Annotated in this window: 14 protein-coding genes; 8 read left to right on the top strand and 6 right to left on the bottom strand. The window is 68.1% G+C overall.

Annotation, left to right across the window (positions count from 1 at the left end):
* Positions 1 to 188: 188 nt before the first annotated feature.
* Positions 189 to 1,154 (top strand): LysR family transcriptional regulator, encoded by a 966-nt coding sequence (locus BXA00_RS13855; RefSeq protein WP_076519010.1) that lies wholly within the window; start codon positions 189 to 191, stop codon positions 1,152 to 1,154.
* 97 nt (positions 1,155 to 1,251) lie between these two features.
* Here the strand turns inward: BXA00_RS13855 and BXA00_RS29395 are convergent, their stop codons facing one another.
* The 4 genes from BXA00_RS29395 to BXA00_RS13840 form a co-directional block, all read right to left on the bottom strand.
* Positions 1,252 to 1,380, bottom strand: coding sequence for a hypothetical protein (locus tag BXA00_RS29395; protein ID WP_006226408.1), 129 nt, complete (start codon positions 1,378 to 1,380; stop codon positions 1,252 to 1,254).
* Positions 1,381 to 1,512: 132 nt separating this feature from the next.
* Positions 1,513 to 2,442: a sugar kinase gene (locus BXA00_RS13850; protein ID WP_076519009.1), complete on the bottom strand. Its 930-nt coding sequence runs from the start codon at positions 2,440 to 2,442 to the stop codon at positions 1,513 to 1,515.
* Positions 2,435 to 3,085, bottom strand: coding sequence for a bifunctional 4-hydroxy-2-oxoglutarate aldolase/2-dehydro-3-deoxy-phosphogluconate aldolase (locus BXA00_RS13845; RefSeq protein WP_076519008.1), 651 nt, complete (start codon positions 3,083 to 3,085; stop codon positions 2,435 to 2,437). Before BXA00_RS13845 ends, BXA00_RS13850 begins: the two co-directional genes overlap by 8 nt.
* Before the next feature lie 22 nt (positions 3,086 to 3,107).
* Entirely contained in the window at positions 3,108 to 3,893 is a 786-nt protein-coding gene (locus BXA00_RS13840; protein WP_076521948.1) for an IclR family transcriptional regulator, read from the bottom strand.
* Between the two features lie 225 nt (positions 3,894 to 4,118).
* Between BXA00_RS13840 and uvrA the strand changes: the two genes are divergently transcribed.
* The 3 genes from uvrA (at position 4,119) to BXA00_RS13825 (ending at position 11,755) form a co-directional block, all read left to right on the top strand.
* On the top strand, positions 4,119 to 9,911 hold the full coding sequence (gene uvrA / locus BXA00_RS13835; RefSeq protein WP_076519007.1) for an excinuclease ABC subunit UvrA: 5,793 nt from the start codon (positions 4,119 to 4,121) through the stop codon (positions 9,909 to 9,911).
* A gap of 6 nt (positions 9,912 to 9,917) precedes the next feature.
* Positions 9,918 to 11,054 carry an aminodeoxychorismate synthase component I gene (locus BXA00_RS13830; RefSeq protein ID WP_076519006.1) on the top strand — a complete coding sequence of 379 codons (1,137 nt, stop codon included), beginning with the start codon at positions 9,918 to 9,920 and terminating at the stop codon, positions 11,052 to 11,054.
* Between the two features lie 68 nt (positions 11,055 to 11,122).
* A complete protein-coding gene (locus tag BXA00_RS13825; protein ID WP_076519005.1) occupies positions 11,123 to 11,755 on the top strand; it encodes an aminotransferase class IV family protein in 633 nt (210 codons plus the stop codon).
* A gap of 21 nt (positions 11,756 to 11,776) precedes the next feature.
* Here BXA00_RS13825 and BXA00_RS13820 read toward each other — a convergent pair whose 3' ends face one another.
* Entirely contained in the window at positions 11,777 to 12,679 is a 903-nt protein-coding gene (locus BXA00_RS13820) for a LysR family transcriptional regulator (RefSeq protein WP_076519004.1), read from the bottom strand.
* A 220-nt stretch (positions 12,680 to 12,899) separates the two neighbouring features.
* On the opposite strand from BXA00_RS13820, the gene BXA00_RS13815 reads away from it, so the two are divergent.
* The 3 genes from BXA00_RS13815 to BXA00_RS13805 are packed head-to-tail and all read left to right on the top strand — an operon-like array spanning position 12,900 to position 14,962.
* Positions 12,900 to 14,159: an aromatic ring-hydroxylating dioxygenase subunit alpha gene (locus BXA00_RS13815; RefSeq protein WP_076519003.1), complete on the top strand. Its 1,260-nt coding sequence runs from the start codon at positions 12,900 to 12,902 to the stop codon at positions 14,157 to 14,159.
* Between the two features lies 1 nt (position 14,160).
* Complete coding sequence (locus BXA00_RS13810) at positions 14,161 to 14,634, top strand: nuclear transport factor 2 family protein (protein ID WP_076519002.1); 474 nt, start codon at positions 14,161 to 14,163, stop codon at positions 14,632 to 14,634.
* A 16-nt stretch (positions 14,635 to 14,650) separates the two neighbouring features.
* Positions 14,651 to 14,962 (top strand): non-heme iron oxygenase ferredoxin subunit, encoded by a 312-nt coding sequence (locus tag BXA00_RS13805; RefSeq protein WP_076519001.1) that lies wholly within the window; start codon positions 14,651 to 14,653, stop codon positions 14,960 to 14,962.
* A gap of 21 nt (positions 14,963 to 14,983) precedes the next feature.
* Here BXA00_RS13805 and BXA00_RS13800 read toward each other — a convergent pair whose 3' ends face one another.
* Positions 14,984 to 15,823, bottom strand: coding sequence for a ThiF family adenylyltransferase (locus tag BXA00_RS13800; protein ID WP_076521947.1), 840 nt, complete (start codon positions 15,821 to 15,823; stop codon positions 14,984 to 14,986).
* A 237-nt stretch (positions 15,824 to 16,060) separates the two neighbouring features.
* Here BXA00_RS13800 and BXA00_RS13795 point away from each other — a divergent pair, with 237 nt between their 5' ends.
* The gene (locus BXA00_RS13795; protein ID WP_076519000.1) at positions 16,061 to 18,100 is read left to right on the top strand and encodes an alkaline phosphatase; all 2,040 of its coding nucleotides are present in this window, start codon (positions 16,061 to 16,063) and stop codon (positions 18,098 to 18,100) included.
* The last annotated feature ends 406 nt before the right edge of the window (positions 18,101 to 18,506 follow it).

Below are 18,506 nucleotides of genomic sequence, written 5' to 3'. Positions count from 1 at the left end.
CTGCGGTCTTGGTTCTTATGTTGTCGCCTGCAGTGTAGGGGATATGCCTGGGCGAACCGATGCCACGGCATTTGAATTTGCAATCAAATCTGACAATCCGTGCGGCTTTTTCGATGCCCCGCGCGCCGCGGGTCATTGGGCCGTGCGCCGTCCTGGCGTAAACTCGGGCGGCCCAATTCGGAACGCCTATGGAAGCCTCGCCCGTCCAGCTTAATGACATCGCCCTGTTCGTGGAGGTTGCCAAGCGCAAAAGCTTCAGCCAGGCGGCGCGCGCGCTGGACATGCCGACCTCGACGCTATCGCGCCGGATCAACGAGCTCGAGCGCGCGATCGGGCTGCGCCTCATCAACCGCAACACGCGCCGGCTCGATCTCACGGAGGCGGGCGCGGCCTACATGCGCCGCTGCCAGGGCCTCATCGACGAAGCCCGCCTGGCGCACGAGCAGCTCCTGTCGCTGTCGGGCGGCCCGTCGGGCAACCTGCGGGTGTCCATGCCGTTCAGCCTGGCGATCTGGCTGCTGCCCGAAACCATCAACGAGTTCCTCGAACAGTATCCCGACGTGGAATGCGAGTTCGACCTGAGCATGATGACCGCCTCGGACGCGCAGGGCACGCCGTTCGACGTGGTGCTGCGCTTCGGCCGGGAGGCCGATTATCCGGTCGCGTCGACCGACAACGGCAACGGCAACGGCACGCCGCTGCGCGCCATCGAAGGCGCGGTGGTCCAGGAACTGGTGGTGCTGGAAACCCACCTGTACGCATCCGACCGCTATCTGGAACGCCACGGCGAACCGCAGACGGCCGCCGACCTGTCGCAGCATCAGTGCCTGCGCACGACCATCGACGAAGCGCACTCCTACTGGACGCTGCAAAACGGCGTCATCTCGCAGCGGGTGCCCGTCAAGGGCCATCTGGCCGCCAACAACATGAGCATCGCGGGCACGCTGGCCGGGCTGGACCTGGCCATCACCCGCATGCCGCATTGCCAGGCGCTGGAACCCATCATCCAGCGCAATTCGCTCCGGCGCGTGCTGCCGGGCTGGTCGGTGGACCCGATCTCGATCTACGTGGTGTACCCGTCCAGCATCCAGCCGGCCAAGACGCGCGCCTTCATGGATTTCATCCGGCCCAAGCTCGGTCCGCCGCAGGGCTAAGGCGCCCCCGCGCAGGCAAAAAAAAACCGCAAGGCTCGCGCCCTGCGGTTTTTTTTCCGGCCAGCCGGCCCAAGGATCCACCAGCCAGACACGTCGATTAGACGCGCTTGATCTTTTCCAGCATCTTGAACACACCCTTGGGCGACTTGACGAACAAGCGCTTGAAGGCCTTGCCCAGGCAACGGCGTTCCAGGGTGTTACGACGCACGCGTTTGCGTTCAGCCATGTTGATTTCTCCTGTTGAATTCGCGGAAATTGGCCCGCACAACCGGAAAATGGGCTGGCGGAAAAAAATTCGGATAACTTGGCATTTTAGCCTGAAATCTGAAAAGCACGCCAACGGGCCGATTCCAGGGGCTCAGCCGCCTGTTTTGAGGCGTTCCCACACCTGTTCGGCGCGCGGCAGGGGGTCGACCGCGCCATAGCCCAAGGTGGACAACGCCGCCGCCGTATTGGCATAGCGCACGGCCTCTTCCCAGGAATCCCCCTGGCACCGGCGCGCCAGCAGGCTGCCGGCAAAGCAGTCGCCCGCCCCTGTCGCGTCGACGGCCTGCACGCGCAGGGCCGGCATGGGCGTGCGGGTGCGCCCGTCGTCGATGATGGAGCCGTCCTTGCCCAGCTTCAGCACCACCACGCCCGGCGCGCCGCCGTCGCGGATCCAGTCCAGCGTGCGCTCGGGGTCGTCGTTGCCCGTCAGGTGCTGCATGTCGTCCATGCTGGGCAGGAAGAGATCCGCCGCACGCATCGCCTCGCGCAGGATGGCGCGGGCGCGGTCCACCGGCCACAGGCGCAGCCGCAGGTTCGAATCCAGGCTGACCTGGACGCCGGCGCCCTGCGCGCGCGCGATGGCGGCGAAGACCGTATCGCAGGCGCTGGTGCTGATGGCCATGCTGATGCCGGAAACGTGCAGGAAGCGGGCGCGTTCGATCAGTCCGCCGTCCAGGCTGGCCGGCGTCATCCGGCTGGCCGCGGAATCGCGCCGCAGATAGCTGAAGGCATGGCCGTCCGGCCCGTGCTGCACGAAGTACAGCCCTGTGTGCGCGTCGTCGTCCACCTGCACGCCAGACGTGTCGACGTTCTCGGTGCGCCACAGGTCCAGGAACTGCTGGCCGAAGGCGTCATTGCCGACCCGGGTCAGGTACGCGCAGCGCGCGCCCTGGCGGGCCGCGGCGATGGCCGCATTGGAGGTGTCGCCCCCGAAACCCTGCAGGTATTGGCGCTGGCCCTTGTGGGTCTGGTTCAGCTCGACCAGCGGCTCGCCCAGCGCAACGATGTCGAAATCAGCCATGGGCGGCCTCGCGGGTCCGGGTGATCTGGGCCACCAGCGCGGCGGTGTCGCGCGCGGCGAACGCGGCCTTGTCGTAAAGATTGCTGCCGATGCCGACCAGGCCGGCGCCGGCCGCGAAGTACGTGCCCATGTTTTCCTGCGTGATGCCGCCCGTGGGGCAGAAGATCGTGTCCGGGAAGACCGACTTCAGCGCGGCCAGGTGCCGGGGACCGCCGGTGTCCGCGGGGAAGACCTTCACCACGTCCACGCCCGCCCGGCGCGCGGCCAGCACTTCCGTGGGCGTGAAGGCGCCCAGCAGGCACAGGGCATCGGCGGCGTGCGCCATGTCCACGATTTCGGTCGACAGCGCGGGCGACACCAGGAAGTCCGCGCCCGCCACCAGCGCTTCGCGCGCCTGGGCCTCGTCCAGCACGGTGCCCACGCCCAGCAGCAGCGCCGCGCCGTGCTTGTCGCGCAGCGCGCGCACGAGATCCGTCACCCCCGGAATGGTCCAGGTGAGCTCGAGCGTGGTGCAGCCCGCCGCGACCGCGACTTCGGCCGCATACGCCGCGGTCGCGGCGTCGGTATAGCGCAGCACGGGCACGACCCGGGCGGCGAGCAGGGCGGCAAGCTTGGAGGCGATGGGAGCAGCAGTTGCGGTCATGGTTTTCCTCTGGGGCTGACGGTCAGGCGCCGCCGGACGATACCGGCAGGACGGCGAGTTTGGCCGCGGCGGCGTCGCGCAGCCGCAGCAGGGGTTCGATATAGGCCGACTGCGGGTCGTCGCGCCGGCGGAACAGCAGCGTGCTGACGCTGACGCCGGCGACCGGCCTGCCGGCCGCGTCGCACAGCGCCACCCCGTAGCAGACGATGCCGGGTTCGTTTTCTTCGTTGTCGATAGCGTATCCCCGCGCGGCCGCCTCGCCCAGCGCCTCGCGCAACGCGGACAGGCTGTTCAAGGTGGCGGGCATCCTGGCGGGCAGGGGCAGGTCGCGCAGCACGCGCTCGCGCGCGGCCTCGTCCAGCGCCGCCAGATAGGCCTTGCCCACCGCGCTGGAATGCAGCGCGACCGAGGCGCCCACGCGCGACACCATGCGCACGGGGCCGGGGCTTTCCAGCTTGTCGATGTAGATCATTTCGTGGCCGGCGGGAACGGCCAGGTGGACGGTTTCGCCGGTCTGGTCGCGCAGCGACTGGAGCTCCGGCGCCAGCGCCGCGCGCAGGTCGAACTGGCCCCACGCCCGGCTGGCCAGCGACATCAGGCGGTGCCCCAGGCGATACGCGCCGCCGGACTCGGACACCATGCCCTGCTCGGCAAGCGCCGCAAGGATGCGGTAGACGGTGGGACGGGGATAGCCGCAGGCGCGCGCCAGCACGGCGGCCGTGGGGGGCTGCGGCGCATCGGCCACGGCCTGCAGCACCGCCATGAACTTTCCGAACGCCGCCGCGCCGGCGACCTTGGATTCCTGCACAAACGTCCCCAAATAAAGGTGATGGCTCGGCAGATGCGCAACGCGCCCAGCGCGATTTTCAGACGAATCTGCGATACTGTTTATTTGTACAGCTAACGAGACCGGCTTTGTCCACATTATGGACAGCCGCCTCACAATATAGTCAATTATTCCATATCGACGCGCCCGGAACCAGCGATGGGTCGCCGCGCCGGCATGCTCCCTCATCAGGCTACGATACCGTCCATGAGCTCCCATATCCGCATCGTTGGCGCCCGCCAGAACAATCTCAAGAACCTGGACCTGACCATCGCCACCGGCGAACTGGTCGTCGTGACCGGCGTTTCGGGGTCCGGCAAAAGTTCGCTGGCCTTCGACACGCTGTACGCCGAGGGACAACGGCGCTATGTGGAAACCTTTTCGCCCTACGCGCGCCAGTTCCTGGACCGCATGGACAAGCCGCAGGTGGACCGCATCGAAGGCATCCTGCCGGCCATCGCCATCGACCAGACCAACCCGGTGCGCAGCTCGCGCAGCACGGTCGGCACGATGACCGAACTGAACGACCACCTTAAGCTGCTGTTTGCGCGCGGCGCGCGCCTGTATTGCCGCGGATGCGGCAAGCTGGTGCGGCGCGACACGCCTGAATCCGTCTACCACTCGCTGGCCGAGCGCGCCGCCGTCGCGGGCGATCCGCGCCTGGTCGTGACCTTCCCGATCGCCGTGCCCGCCAACTTCACCGAAGACGAAGTGCGCGGCTTCCTCGAACAGCAGGGCTACACGCGCGTGCATGCCGAGGAAACCGCCATTCCTCGCGCCGCCGCGCCCGCCAAGGGCGCCAAGAAGGGCAAGGCCGCGAAGGCCGCCACCGAAGCGCGCCGCATCCTGCACGTCATCCAGGACCGCTTCCGCTTTGCCGGCACCGAGCGCGAACGCGTCATGGAAGCCCTGGACACGGCGCTGCGCATGGGCGCCGGCCATATCGCGGTTTACGCCATGGACGCCGAAGGCGGCAACGCGCACCTCTGGAAGTACAGCGACCGCCTGCACTGCGCCGACTGCGACATCGAATACACCGATCCCCTGCCCAGCAGCTTCTCGTTCAATTCCCCGCTGGGCGCCTGCGAAGCCTGCCGCGGCTTCGGCCGCGTGATCGGCATCGACTTCGGCCTGGTCATCCCCGACGAGAAAAAGACCCTGCTGGAAGGCGCCATCAAGCCGTGGACGACGCCCTCCTACAAGGAGTGCCAGGACGACCTGCAGAAATACGCGCCGCGCGCCGGCGTGCCGCTGGGCGTGCCCTGGAAGGACATGAGCGAGGAGCACAAGCGCTGGGTGCTCTACGGCACGCCCGACTGGAAGGGCGGCAACGACGCCTGGAAGCACCAGTGGTATGGCGTGCAGCGCTTCTTCGACTGGCTGGAAACCAAGGCCTACAAGATGCACGTGCGCGTGCTGCTGTCCAAATACCGCAGCTACACGCCCTGCCCCACCTGCAACGGCGCGCGCCTGAAGCCCGACGCCCTGCTCTGGCGCCTGGGCAGCAAGGACGAGGCCGATGCGGTGCTGCCGCCCGAGGACGGCCGCTACAAGCGCTTCATGCCCGTCGGCACCACCTGGAGCCGAGAGCAGCTCGATGGCCTGGATGGGCTGTCCATCCATGACGTGATGCTGCTGCCCATCGAGCGCGTGCGCAAATTCTTCGACACGCTGTCCTTCTCCGGCGCGCTGGACGCCGCCACCGACCTGCTCATGACCGAGGTGCGCGCGCGCCTGAAGTTCCTGTGCGACGTCGGCCTGGGCTACCTGACGCTGGACCGCCAGAGCCGCACGCTGTCGGGCGGCGAAGTGCAGCGCATCAACCTGACCACCGCGCTGGGCACCTCCCTGGTGAACACGCTGTTCGTGCTGGACGAGCCCTCGATCGGCCTGCATCCGCGCGACATGCACCGCGTCGTGGAGGTCATGCACCGCCTGCGCAATGCCGGCAACACGCTGGTGGTCGTCGAGCACGATCCGCAGGTGATGGTGGCCGCGGACCGCATCATCGACATCGGCCCTGGCCCCGGCGAACGCGGCGGCCGCATCGTCTTCGACGGCACGCCGGCGCAGTTGCGCGCGGCGCCCACGCTGACGGGCGACTATTTGGGCGGCCGCATGCGCGTCGAAGCGCCGCGTCCCATGCCGGTGGCGGCCAACACGCCGCGCCTGCTGCTGGAAGGCGTCAACGCCCACAACCTGAAAAATGTCTCGGTCGAACTCCCGCTGGGCCGCCTGGTCTGCGTGACCGGCGTGTCCGGGTCCGGCAAGTCCACGCTGGTGCAGGACGTGCTGTACCCCGCGCTGCTCAAGCAGAAGGGCAAACCGTCGGAAGCGCCGGGCGCGTTCGACCGCCTGCTGGGCGCGGAACAGATCGCCGACGTGGTCATGGTGGACCAGACGCCCATCGGCAAGACCGCGCGCTCCAACCCCGCCAGCTACGTCGGCGCGTTCGACGCCATTCGCAAGCTGTTCGCCCAGGCCCCGCTGGCGCGTGAGCGCGCCTATACGGCCGGCACATTCAGCTTCAACGGCGGGGACGGCCGCTGCCCGACCTGCGGCGGCACCGGCTTCGAACACGTGGAAATGCAGTTCCTGTCCGACGTGTACCTGCGCTGCCCCGATTGCGACGGCAAGCGCTTCCGCCCCGAAGTCCTGGAAGTGCGCGTCGAGCACCTGGGCAAGAGCGCGTCCATCGACGAAGTGCTGGAAATGACGGTCAGCGAGGCGCTGGAGTTCTTCAAGGGCCTGCGCGACGTGCAGACCGGACTGGCGCCGCTGGCCGACGTGGGCCTGGAATACGTGCGGCTGGGCCAGCCCGTGCCGACGCTGTCGGGCGGCGAGGCGCAGCGCCTCAAGCTGGCCGGCCACCTGGCCGAGGCCGCGCGCAGCGGCATCTCGACGGCCAAGGTCGCCAAGAAAGGCAGCCTGTTCCTGTTCGACGAGCCCACCACCGGCCTGCACTTCGACGACGTCGCGCGCCTGATGCGCGCTTTCCGCAAGCTGCTGGCCGCGGGCCACACGCTGCTCGTCATCGAACACAACCTGGACGTGATCCGCGCAGCCGACTGGCTGATCGACCTGGGTCCGGAAGGCGGCGACGCCGGCGGCCTGGTGCTTGGCACGGGCACGCCGCAGGACCTGATGGACAACCCCAAGTCGCACACGGGCGCCGCGCTGCGCGACTATGAAACCAGCATCCTGCCCGCCGACGCCGTCGCCGGCGGACAGGCCGACGTGGTGGTCAGCAGCGACGCCGATGCACAGGAAGCCGAACAGGCGGGCCTGACGGCGCGCATCGCCGAACCCGAGGCCGATTATGGCGAGGGCGCGGACGTCGGCACGCCGCTGCAGTCGCTGGTGCGCAAACGCCGCCAGGGCAGCATGGCGATCGAAATCCGCAACGCGCGCGAACACAACCTGAAGAACATCAGCGTCGAGATCCCCCACGACAAGTTCACCGTCATCACGGGCGTGTCGGGCTCGGGCAAGTCCACCCTGGCCTTCGACATCCTGTTCAACGAAGGCCAGCGCCGCTATCTGGAATCGCTGAACGCCTACGCCCGCGCCATCGTGCAGCCGGCCGGCAAGCCCGACGTGGACGCCATCTTCGGCATCCCGCCCACCGTGGCGATCGAACAGCGCACCAGCCGCGGGGGCCGCAAGTCCACCGTGGCCACGATGACGGAAATCCACCATTTCCTGCGCCTGCTGTATGTGAAGCTGGGCACGCAATACTGCCCCGACTGCAATGTGGCGGTCGAGCCGCAGAACACCGACCAGATCGTGGCGCGCCTGCTGCGTGAGCACAAGGGCGTGCACATCGGCCTTTTGGCGCCGCTGGTCACCGCGCGCAAGGGCTATTACACGGACCTGGCCAAGTGGGCCGGCTCCAAGGGCCATTCTCACTTGCGCGTGGACGGCGAGTTCATCCCCGTGGCGCCGTGGCCGCGCCTGGACCGCTACAAAGAGCACACCATCGAACTGCCCGTGGCGGACGTGGTGGTGGACCCGGCCAACGAAGCCGAGCTGCGCGCGGCCGTCAAGAGCGCGCTGGAAAACGGCCAGGGCGTGATGTCGGTGGTCTGGCCGGTGAACAAGCTGCACGAGGCGCTGAACAGCGAACTGCAGCAGCAGCATTTCTCGGTCAAGCGTGCGTGCCCGTCGTGCGGCACGAGCTTTCCCGAACCCGATCCGCGCCTCTTCTCGTACAACTCCAAACATGGCTGGTGCACGGGCTGCTACGGCACCGGCCTGCAACTGCAGGGCTTTGACGAAGAGCAGACCGGCGAGGAAACCGCCTGGAACGCGTGGTACGAAGGCGAAGCCAAGACCTGCACGCAGTGCGACGGCCAGCGGCTGAACCGCGTGGCGCGCGCCGTGCGCTGGCGCGACAAGTCGATCGCCGAACTGGCCTCGCTGCCCGTGTCCGATGCGCACACCTTCTTCACCGGCCTGGTGGCGCGCGGCCGCGAAGGCGAGATCGCCCGCGACATCCTGGCCGAAATCCGCGGCCGCCTGAACTTCATGCAGGAAGTGGGCCTGAACTACCTGGCGCTGGACCGCGCCGCCCCCACGCTGTCCGGCGGCGAGGCGCAGCGCATCCGGCTGGCCGCGCAGCTCGGCTCCAACCTGCAGGGCGTCTGCTACGTGCTGGACGAGCCCACCATCGGCCTGCACCCGCGCGACAACCGCATCCTGCTGGACGCGCTGGCGCGCCTGGAAGGCAACGGCAACACGCTGGTGGTCGTCGAACACGACGACGACACCATCCGCCGCGCGTCCCACGTCATCGACATCGGGCCGGGCGCGGGCATCCGCGGCGGCCGCGTGGTGGCGCAGGGCACGGTGCAGGACGTGATCGATTCGCCCGAATCCGTGACCGGCCGCTACCTGAAGACACCGCTGGCCCACCCGCTGCAAGGCCGCCGTCCGGTCGAGGCCGACACGCCCATGATCGAGATCCGCGGCGCGCGCCTGCACAACCTGCGCAGCGTGAACGCGCGCATTCCCGTCGGCCGCCTTAGCGTGGTCACCGGCGTGTCCGGGTCAGGCAAATCCACCCTGGCGCGCGAAGTGCTGCTGGACAACCTGACCCAGGCCGTCTCGCAGGGCAAGGCGCCGGGATGGGCGGGCTGCGACAGCATCACCGGCTGGGAAGCGATCGACCGCGTGCTGGAAGTCGACCAGACCCCCATCGGCAAGACCCCGCGCTCGTGCCCGGCCACCTACGTGGGCTTCTGGGACGACGTGCGCAAGCAGTTCGCCGACACCCGCGAGGCCCGCATGCGCGGCTGGACCGCGGCGCGCTTCTCGTTCAATACCGGCGATGGCCGCTGCCCCATCTGCGAAGGCCAGGGCATGCGCACCATCGAAATGAACTTCCTGCCCGACGTCAAAGTGCCGTGCGACGCGTGCAACGGCGCGCGCTTCAACAACGACACCCTCAGCGTGCAGATGCGCGGCAAGAACGCCGGCGAGCTGCTGTCCATGGAAGTGGACGACGCCATCGGCTACTTCGCCGCCCATCCCAAGATCCACCGGCCGCTGCAACTGATGCAGGACGTGGGCCTGGGCTACCTGACGCTGGGCCAGCCTTCGCCCACCCTGTCGGGCGGCGAGGCGCAGCGCATCAAGCTGGTGACCGAACTGTCCAAGGCGCGCCTGACCGATGGCCTGATCAAGACCGGCCGCGCCTCGCGCATCCCGCACACGCTGTACGTGCTGGATGAGCCGACCGTGGGCCTGTCGATGGCCGACGTCGAAAAGCTGATCCACGTGCTGCACCGCCTGGTCGAGGCGGGCAACACGGTGGTGGTGATCGAGCACAACCTGGACGTCATCGCCGAAGCCGACTGGCTGCTGGACCTGGGCCCCGAAGGCGGCACGGGCGGCGGGCAACTGGTGGGCGAAGGCTCCCCCGAGCACGTGATGACGCTGGCCGGCCATTCCCATACCGGCCGGGTCCTGACGGAGTTCCTCGCGCAACAACAGCGCTAACGCATCATGGATTGTCGTTTTGAAGACCGGCTGGCCGGCCGCGCGTTGCGGCTGGACGGCTTCTGCTCCCGGATCGAGGCGCGCGCCGCCGCCGAGGTCGGCCCGGCGCTGGCTGCCATCGAGGCCGCGCGCCGGCAGGGGCGCTGGATCGCCCTGCTGCTGGACTACGAGCTGGGCGAATGGCTGCTGCCCGAAGCCACCCGGCCCGCGCCGGCCGGCCCGTGCCCCCCGCCCCGCGAAGACGGCCGCCCCCGCCTGACCGCGCTGGTGTTCGAGCGCAAGATCGACGAGGCGCCGTGGGCCGCGCCGGACGCGGACGCCCCTGCCGCGTCCATCAGCCTGCCCGCGCCGCGCATGACCGAGGCCGCCTACGTGCGCCAGATCGACGCCATCCGCGGCCTCATCCGCGACGGCGAGCTGTACCAGGTCAATTTCACGCAGCCGCTGGACGTGCAGTTCCAGGGCAATCCGGCCACGCTTTACCGCCGCATCGCCGCGCGCAATCCGGTCGCGCACGCCGCCTTCATCCAGGACGGCGACCGCACGGTGCTGTCGTTTTCGCCCGAGCTGTTCGTGCGGCGCGACGGCCCCCGGCTGACGACCCGGCCCATGAAGGGGACCGCGCCGCGCCATCCCGACCCGGCCGAGGACGAACGCCTGGGCCGCGAACTGCTGGCCAGCGACAAGAACCGCGCCGAAAACCTGATGATCGTCGACCTGCTGCGCAACGACCTCGGGCGGCTGGCCGAACCCGGATCGGTCAAGGTGGATGCGCTGTTTTCGCTGGAGCGCTACCCCACGGTCTGGACCATGACGTCCACCGTGTCGGCGACGGCCCCGCGCGCGACGCTGTCGGACGTGCTGCACGCCCTGTTTCCCTGCGGCTCCATCACCGGCGCCCCAAAAGTGGCCGCCATGCGCCGCATCCGCCAGATGGAAGCCGCCCCGCGCGGCCTGTATTGCGGCAGCATCGGCTGGCTGGCCCCGGATGGGGACTTCTCGCTCAACGTCGCGATCCGCACCCTGGTCCTGGACCGGGACGGCCACGGGGTCTACAGCGTGGGCGGCGGCATCGTCTACGATTCGGACCCCGCCGGCGAATGGCAGGAGTGCCACTGGAAGGCCCGCATCCTGCGCGCCTGAGCCGCAAACCCCGCCACCGGTAGTAGCATAGAGCGCGGCCCGCGCCCGCCATGTTCCAGGAGAGTCCCATGCAGCCCGAATTGATCGAGACCATCCTGGTGGAAGCCTCCGGCAACGTGCCTCTGCTGGCGCGTCACCTCCACCGCCTCGAAGCCTCCTGCAAGGCGCTGGGTTACGCCTGGGGCGGACGCGACGTCGAAGGCGACATCCTGGTCGCGGTGACGGCCCTGGGCACGCCCGGTCCGCACCGCCTGCGCCTGCTGGTCGCGCGCGACGGCAGCCGCCACATCCAGACCGCCGTCCTCCCCCCGCTGCCCGCGCATCAGGAAATCATGCTCGCGCCCGAGGCGCTGCGGTCGTCGGAGCCGCTGCTGCGCTACAAGACCACGCACCGGCCCTGGTACACCAAGACCATCGAATGGCTGCCCGCGCATCCGCACATTTTCGACCTGGTCTACCTGAACGAACGCGGCGAACTGTGCGAAGGCAGCCGCAGCAACATCTATCTGCGCCTGGGCGACGCCTGGTATACCCCGCCCGTGGACAGCGGCTGCCTGCCGGGCGTGCAGCGCGCGCATCTGCTGGAAGCCGGCAAGGCCAAGGAACGCGTGCTGACGCTGGCGGACCTGCACGCCGCCGACGAGATCCGGCTGTCGAATGCGCTGCGCGGGTGGTTCACGGTAACGTTCCGGGAAGCGTAGCTGCGGCGGCTGCGCGCCCGATCACTCCGCAAACACGTCCACGACCACCTGCCGCAGCCACTGGTTCGCGGCCTCGCGATGATTCCGGGCGTGCCAGAACACGTTGATCACGGATTCCGGGATCTTTACCGGACAGGGCGCCGCCGCCAGCCCGAACGGCCCGCAGGCGCAGTCGGCAAAGCGCTGCGGCACCACCGCGATCATGTCGGTGGCCTGCAGCACCGGCCCCACCGCCATGAAGTGCGGCACCGTCAGCCGCAGGCGGCGGCGGATGCCGGCGCGTTCGATCACCTCGTCCACCACGCCGTGCCCCGTGCCCTCGGACACGATGGCGACGTGTTCGGCCGCCCGGAACTGGCGGGCCGACACGCCGGAGCGCGCCAGCGGATGGTCCTGGCGGAAGATGCAGACATAGGGTTGGTGGAACAGCCGGCGCTGGAAGAAGCCGCCCTTGAGCCCCGGCAGGAAGCCCATGGCCAGATCCATGCGGCCGCGTTCCATTTCATCCCGCACGTCGATCGAGGTCGTGCGCACGGTGCGGATGGTGACGCCGGGCGCCACCTGGTCCAGCGCCCGCATCAACCGGGGCAGGAAGTAGGTCTCGCCCACGTCGTTCACGCCGATCACGAAAGCGCGTTCGCTGCGCGCCGGGTCGAACGCCACGCGCGCATTCAGCGTGCCGTGCAGCGCGCCGAGCGCATCGGCGATGGGCTGGGCCAGGCTCTCGGCATACGGCGTGGGCACCATCCCGCGCGAGGTCCGCAGAAACAGCTCGTCGCCCAGCAGCTTGCGCAGCCGGCCCAGCGCGTTGCTGACCCCGGGCTGCGAGATGCCCAGGCTTTCGGCGGCCGCCGACACCCGTCGATGCTTGTGCAATTCATTGAAGACGACGAGCAGATTCAGATCCACGTCTTTCAGGTTCATGCGCTTGTCTCCACCGGCACCAATATTGATTCTGGTGATTTATGTAATTAGCCAGATTCTATTTATTAATTTGATGCGCTGCCCGATGATGCGACAAACGCCTGCGCCCATGTCGCGCAAGGCTCTGCCCGGCCGCCACGCGGCCCGATGGAAAAATGGAGACACACCCCATGCGCGCCTGCCCGCAACGCATCGCCACGCCCTGTAAAAGGGGCCGTCCATGAACGCCCCCGAGCATCCCATCCATATCGTCCCGCCCTGGCAGGGCGACGGCTCCCATCGCATCCCCTTCGGCGTCTATACCGACGCCGCGCTGCACCAGCGCGAGCTGGAGCGCTTTTTCTACCGGGGCCACTGGAGCTACGTGGGCCTGGAGGCCGAAATCCCCCATCCCGGCGACTTCAAGCGCACGGTGGTGGGCGAGCGGTCCGTCATCCTGCTGCGCGACAACGACGGCCAGGTCCGCGTCGTGGAGAACGTCTGCGCCCATCGCGGCGTGCAGTTCTGCCGCGAGCGCGCCGGCAACCGCAGCGAATTCGTCTGCCCCTATCACCAGTGGAACTACGACCTGCAGGGCAACCTGATCGGCGTGCCCTTCCGACGCGGCGTCAAGCAGGACGGCAAGGTGAACGGCGGCATGCCGCCCGACTTCAAGCCCGAGGAGCACGGTCTCACCAAGCTGGCGGTGGCCTGCCGCAACGGCGTGGTCTTCGCCTCCTTCGACCACGACGTCGAGCCGCTGGAAGACTACCTGGGCCCGGACATCCTGCACTACTTCGACCGCGTCTTCGACGGCCGCCAACTGGTGATCCACGGCTACAGCCGCCAGCGCATTCCGGGCAACTGGAAGCTGATGCAGGAGAACATCAAGGACCCCTACCATCCCGGCCTGTTGCACACCTGGTTCGTGACCTTCGGGCTGTGGCGCGCGGACAACCGGTCGGAACTGAAGATGGACCGGCATTTCCGTCACGCCGCCATGATCTCCACGCGCGGCCAGGGCGGAAAAAGCACCGTCACCAGCGGCGTGTCCAGCTTCAAGGAACAGATGTCGCTGCACGACGACCGATTCCTCGACATCGTGCCGGAGCCCTGGTGGAACGGCCCGACCGCCGTGCTGATGACGCTGTTTCCCAGCGTCATCATCCAGCAGCAGGTCAATTCCCTGTCCACCCGCCACATCCAGCCCGTGGGCCACGACGCCTTCGACTTTGTCTGGACCCATTTCGGCTTTGCGGACGACACCCCGGAAATGACGCAGCGCCGCCTGCGCCAGGCCAACCTGTTCGGCCCCGCGGGCTTCGTGTCGGCCGACGACGGCGAAGTCATCGAGTTTTCGCAATCCGGCTTCGAACAGAAGCCCTGGCACCGCAGCGTCGCGGAACTGGGCGGCAAGACCGCCGAGAACACCGACCACATGGTCACCGAAACGCTGATACGCGGCATGTACGCCTACTGGCGCCGCGTGATGGAGGCCTGACATGCTGGACTTTCCGCTCTATTACCAGCTGTCCCGCCTGTACAGCGACTATGCCGCCGCCCTGGACGCCGGCGAATGGGAAAAGTGGCCGGACTTCTTCGTGGAGGACTGCATCTACAAAGTGCTGCCGCGCGAGAACTACGAACGCGGCTTTCCCCTCGCGACCATGGCATTCGAAAGCCGCGGCATGCTCAAGGACCGCATCTACGGCGCTACCGAAACGATCTTCCACGACCCCTACTACCAGCGCCACGTCGTGGGCGCGCCGCGCGTGCTCCTGGTGCAGGACGGGCGCATCGAAGCCGAGGCCAACTACGCCGTATTCCGCACCAAACCCAGCCAGCTCACCACCGTCTTCAACGTGGGGCGCTACCTGGACGTCATCCGCCAGACGCCGGACGGCCTGAAATTCCAGTCGCGGCTGTGCATCTTCGACAGCGAACTGATTCCGAACTCGCTGATCTACCCCATCTGAACCAGGAGACGACGCAATGACTGTGCAATGGATCAAGGCCATCGGACGCGACGACGTCCCGGAAGATGACGTCATCGCCGTGCAGGCCGGCGGGCGCGAGATCGCGCTGTACGGCGTGGACGGCGAGGTCTACGCCACCGACAACCTCTGTACGCACGGCAACGCCAGGCTGTGCGATGGCTTTCTGACCGGCCACGAAATCGAATGCCCGCTGCACCAGGGCCGCTTCGACGTGCGCGACGGCCGCGCCCTGTGCTCGCCGCTGCGCGACAACATCGCGACCTACCCCGTCCGCATCGAGGACGGCGTCGTGTTCGTGGCCATGTAAGGGCGCGCGCCGCCGCGGCCTTCAGACCGCCAGGCGCAACGCCTCGTTGGCCGCCGCCATGCCCATGGCGGCGGTCACGGTAACCACCGACCCATAGCCCGCGCACGACAGCCCCTGCGGCGCCAGCGTCAGCCCCGACGCCCCCATGTCGTCCTCGCCCTCGAACGGACGGGTCCACGCGTCGGGCAGGATCGCCGGCTGGTCGAACCACAAGGCATGCACGCCCATCTTGGGCACGCGCTTGAGCGCCTTGCCATTCTTGTCGGACGCCCGCGGAAACCCGTGTTCGCGCCGCAGCTTATTGCGCAGCTTGGCAAGCAGCGCATCATTGACCGCCGCGGACAGATCCCCCGCCCGCAGGGCCAGCGGATCCGTCTTGCCCCCCGCCCCGCCGCACAACAGCATCGGCACGCCCAGCGTGCGCGCATGCAGGATCATCGCAATCTTGGCGGCGGCCTGATCGGTGCAGTCGATGATGACGGTATACGGCCCCGGCAGCACGTCGCCCACATTCTCGGGCGACACGAAATCATCCACCCGCGTGATCCGGCATTCCGGATTGATGGCCAGCACCCGCTCAGCCATCGCATCCACCTTCGACTGCCCCAGGGTGGACGTCAGCGCGTGGATCTGCCGGTTGACGTTGGATTCGGCAATGTGATCCAGGTCGATCAGCGTCAACGCCCCGACACCGCAGCGCGCCAGCGCCTCGACGGTCCACGAGCCCACACCCCCCAGTCCGGCGACGGCCACGTGGGCATTGCGGATGCGGGCGGGCGCCTCGGGACCGTACAGGCGCGAAAGGGCGCCGAAGCGGCGGTCGAGGTCGGCGGGTTCAGGAAGCGGTTCGGGCGAGTTCATGAACGCGATTTTATTGCAGGCGCGGACCCTGCCCGCCTGGCGATATACGCGACATTCCACCGGCGCCGCGATCCGCCGGGCTTCCGATCGCGTGCGCCGCATCCTGTCACTCCCACGTAACGCCCGGATGGGGTAATACGCCGCCGCGGGCTGGCGACGGCGCGAACCGTCCTCACGCCCGCTCCCCACAATCAGGTGCCGCGCGCCGGCATCGTCCGACAGGGCGTAGTAATCACCATGGACCGCAGAAAATTCCTCAAATGGGGCAGCTTCCTGACCGTCTCCGCCGCCACCGCCGGCCTGGCCGGCTGTAATGGCAGCAACGACGACGATGACGACAATGGCGGTGGCGACGGCGGCAACGAGGGCGGCGGCGCCCCGGCGCGCTTCCAGTACCCGCAAGGCGTCGCCTCCGGCGACCCGCGGCCCGACAGCATCATCCTGTGGACGCGGGTGCTGGGAGACGATGGCGCGGCCGTGCCCGTGCGTGTGCAACTGGCCCGCGACGCATCCTTCACCCAGCTCCTGGTCGACGCCTCGATCAGCGCCGAGCCGGATTGGGATCACACCGTGCGCCACAAAGTCACGGGCCTGGACCCGGCAAGCAACTACTACTACCGTTTCGTGGCCGGCGGCAGCACCAGCCCCATCGGCCGGACGCGCACCGCGCCCGCCGAAAACGCCGCCGTGTCGCAACTGAAGTTCGCCTTCATTTCGTGCCAGGACTGGAGCGTGAACCACTGGGCGGCCTTCGACGACCTCGCCGCGCAGGACCTCGATTTCGTGGTGCACCTGGGCGATTACATCTACGAAACCGTCAAGGCGGGCTTCCAGACCGGCGGCGTGGAAAGCGCCCACGCGCCGCTATCGCTACCCGACGGCACCGCGCGGGCCGACGGCGCCATCTACGCCACCACCCTCGCCGACTACCGCAGCCTGTACCGCAGCTACCGCTCCGACCCCCGGCTGCAAGCCCTGCACGCGCGATTCCCCGTCATCGCCATCTGGGACGACCACGAATTCTCGGACGACTGCTGGCAGGACCACCAGACCTACGGCGTCGCCGACGACGAAACGCCCATCACATCGCGCCGCCGCGGCGCCAGCCAGGCCTGGTTCGAATTCATGCCGGCCGACGTGTCGCTGGACCTGACCAACCCGTCATTCCAGAACATCCAGATCTATCGCGCCTTCCGCTTCGGCAGCCTCGCCACCCTGCTCATGACGGACGAGCGCCTGTACCGGACCGACCACATCATTCCCGAACAACAAGTGGGAAGCGAAATCGGCAGCCGCTACTTCGTGCCCAAAAGCCTGCTGGCGCAAGTCGAGACCTTGAAAATGACCAACGCCGGCGGCCAGTTGACGCCCGTCTCGATCCTGGGCGACACCCAGCGCGACTGGTGGAAGGCCCAACTGGGCGCCAGCACCACGTCATGGAACCTCTGGGGCAACGAAGTCTCGCTGCTGCGCATGCAGTTCAACGGCACCCAGGCCGTCTCCGGCCTGCTCGCCCAGGGCCTGGCCGCCGCGCAATCCGCGCTGGCCCCCCTGGTCACGGCCATGGCCGCCGCGCTGGCGCAGGACCTCACGGCCGCCGACCACACCAGCGGCAAACCCGTCACGGCGTATCCCATGCTGTCGGGCCTGCTGGACATACAGGCCGGCATTCCCCCCGCCGCCTTCGCCGCACAGATCAAACCCCTGCTGGACGCCCAATTGCCGCCGTCGCTGCTGCTGAACGAATACCTGCTGAACGCCGACCAATGGGACGGCTACAACGCCGAGCGCAAACACCTCATGGCCTTCGTGCGCGACGCCGGCGTGCGCAACCTCGTCGCGCTGACGGGCGACATCCACGCCTTCTTCGCCGGCCCCGTGATGGACGACTACGACGCCGCCACCCCCAAGCCCGTGATGGTGGACCTGGTGACAGCCGGCATCTCCAGCAACTCCTTCTTCAGCTACTTCAAGACTGTCGTCGACACCGACCCAAGCTTCGCGGCCGCCAAGCCGCTGATCTATGGCGAGGCGGCAGGCAAGATCCAGAACGCGTTCAACGACACGCTGCGGCAGTTCAACGCAAACTGGATGCGCCACATCGACACCGACGCACAGGGCTACGCCGTCGTGACGTTGACCGAGACCGAACTGCGCTGCGTCTTCAACAAGCTCAAGCCGCTGGACGGCACGCAAGCCCCGTCGGCACCCGTCGTCGCATCGCAAACCGTGCTGAAGGTGGCGTCAGGCACGCCGGATGTAATCGTGACAACGTAAACGCCCGCCCCCCCCTGCGCAGCCCACACGCGAAGCGTCACCGCCACGACGCCAGACACCGCGTAAGCCCCCCAAGGCCGCCCGCGCGGCCGGCCGGGGGGCGGGCCCCGCAAGACGCTCCAAAGCCATCCCGACACCCGCAAGAACCTCAAGAACCCCACCCGTCCCAGCGCCCGGCAAGATCCAGCCGCCCGAGCCCGGTGTGGCGCGGGCCTGGGGTGGGCGGGGCGTTTAGGTGCGCCCGGCGGAATCCGAAGGCAGCCGCCGGAGGCGGCAACGAGGATGAGCACGGGGCAGTCCGGAGCGAAGGCTCCGGACCGCAACCGGAGCCCCGCCCGCCCCAGGCCCGCGCCGCGCCGGGCGTCAATAGAAAATAGCACCTACCCTCAAGCAACCAAAGCCGCCC

The sequence above is a fragment of the Achromobacter sp. MFA1 R4 genome (genome assembly GCF_900156745.1).
Lineage (GTDB): Bacteria > Pseudomonadota > Gammaproteobacteria > Burkholderiales > Burkholderiaceae_B > Achromobacter.
The sequence above is the reverse complement of the archived record's forward strand: the minus strand, read 5'-3'. Positions and strand labels throughout refer to the sequence as shown.

Coding starts and splice junctions, on each gene's coding strand:
- BXA00_RS13850 (WP_076519009.1), bottom strand. CDS start 2,442: ATGGCTGATTTCGACATCGTTGCGCTGGGCGAGCCGCTGGTCGAGCTG.
- BXA00_RS13825 (WP_076519005.1), top strand. CDS start 11,123: ATGCAGCCCGAATTGATCGAGACCATCCTGGTGGAAGCCTCCGGCAAC.
- BXA00_RS13810 (WP_076519002.1), top strand. CDS start 14,161: ATGCTGGACTTTCCGCTCTATTACCAGCTGTCCCGCCTGTACAGCGAC.
- BXA00_RS13805 (WP_076519001.1), top strand. CDS start 14,651: ATGACTGTGCAATGGATCAAGGCCATCGGACGCGACGACGTCCCGGAA.
- uvrA (WP_076519007.1), top strand. CDS start 4,119: ATGAGCTCCCATATCCGCATCGTTGGCGCCCGCCAGAACAATCTCAAG.
- BXA00_RS29395 (WP_006226408.1), bottom strand. CDS start 1,380: ATGGCTGAACGCAAACGCGTGCGTCGTAACACCCTGGAACGCCGTTGC.
- BXA00_RS13800 (WP_076521947.1), bottom strand. CDS start 15,823: ATGAACTCGCCCGAACCGCTTCCTGAACCCGCCGACCTCGACCGCCGC.
- BXA00_RS13830 (WP_076519006.1), top strand. CDS start 9,918: ATGGATTGTCGTTTTGAAGACCGGCTGGCCGGCCGCGCGTTGCGGCTG.
- BXA00_RS13855 (WP_076519010.1), top strand. CDS start 189: ATGGAAGCCTCGCCCGTCCAGCTTAATGACATCGCCCTGTTCGTGGAG.
- BXA00_RS13845 (WP_076519008.1), bottom strand. CDS start 3,085: ATGACCGCAACTGCTGCTCCCATCGCCTCCAAGCTTGCCGCCCTGCTC.
- BXA00_RS13820 (WP_076519004.1), bottom strand. CDS start 12,679: ATGAACCTGAAAGACGTGGATCTGAATCTGCTCGTCGTCTTCAATGAA.
- BXA00_RS13795 (WP_076519000.1), top strand. CDS start 16,061: ATGGACCGCAGAAAATTCCTCAAATGGGGCAGCTTCCTGACCGTCTCC.
- BXA00_RS13815 (WP_076519003.1), top strand. CDS start 12,900: ATGAACGCCCCCGAGCATCCCATCCATATCGTCCCGCCCTGGCAGGGC.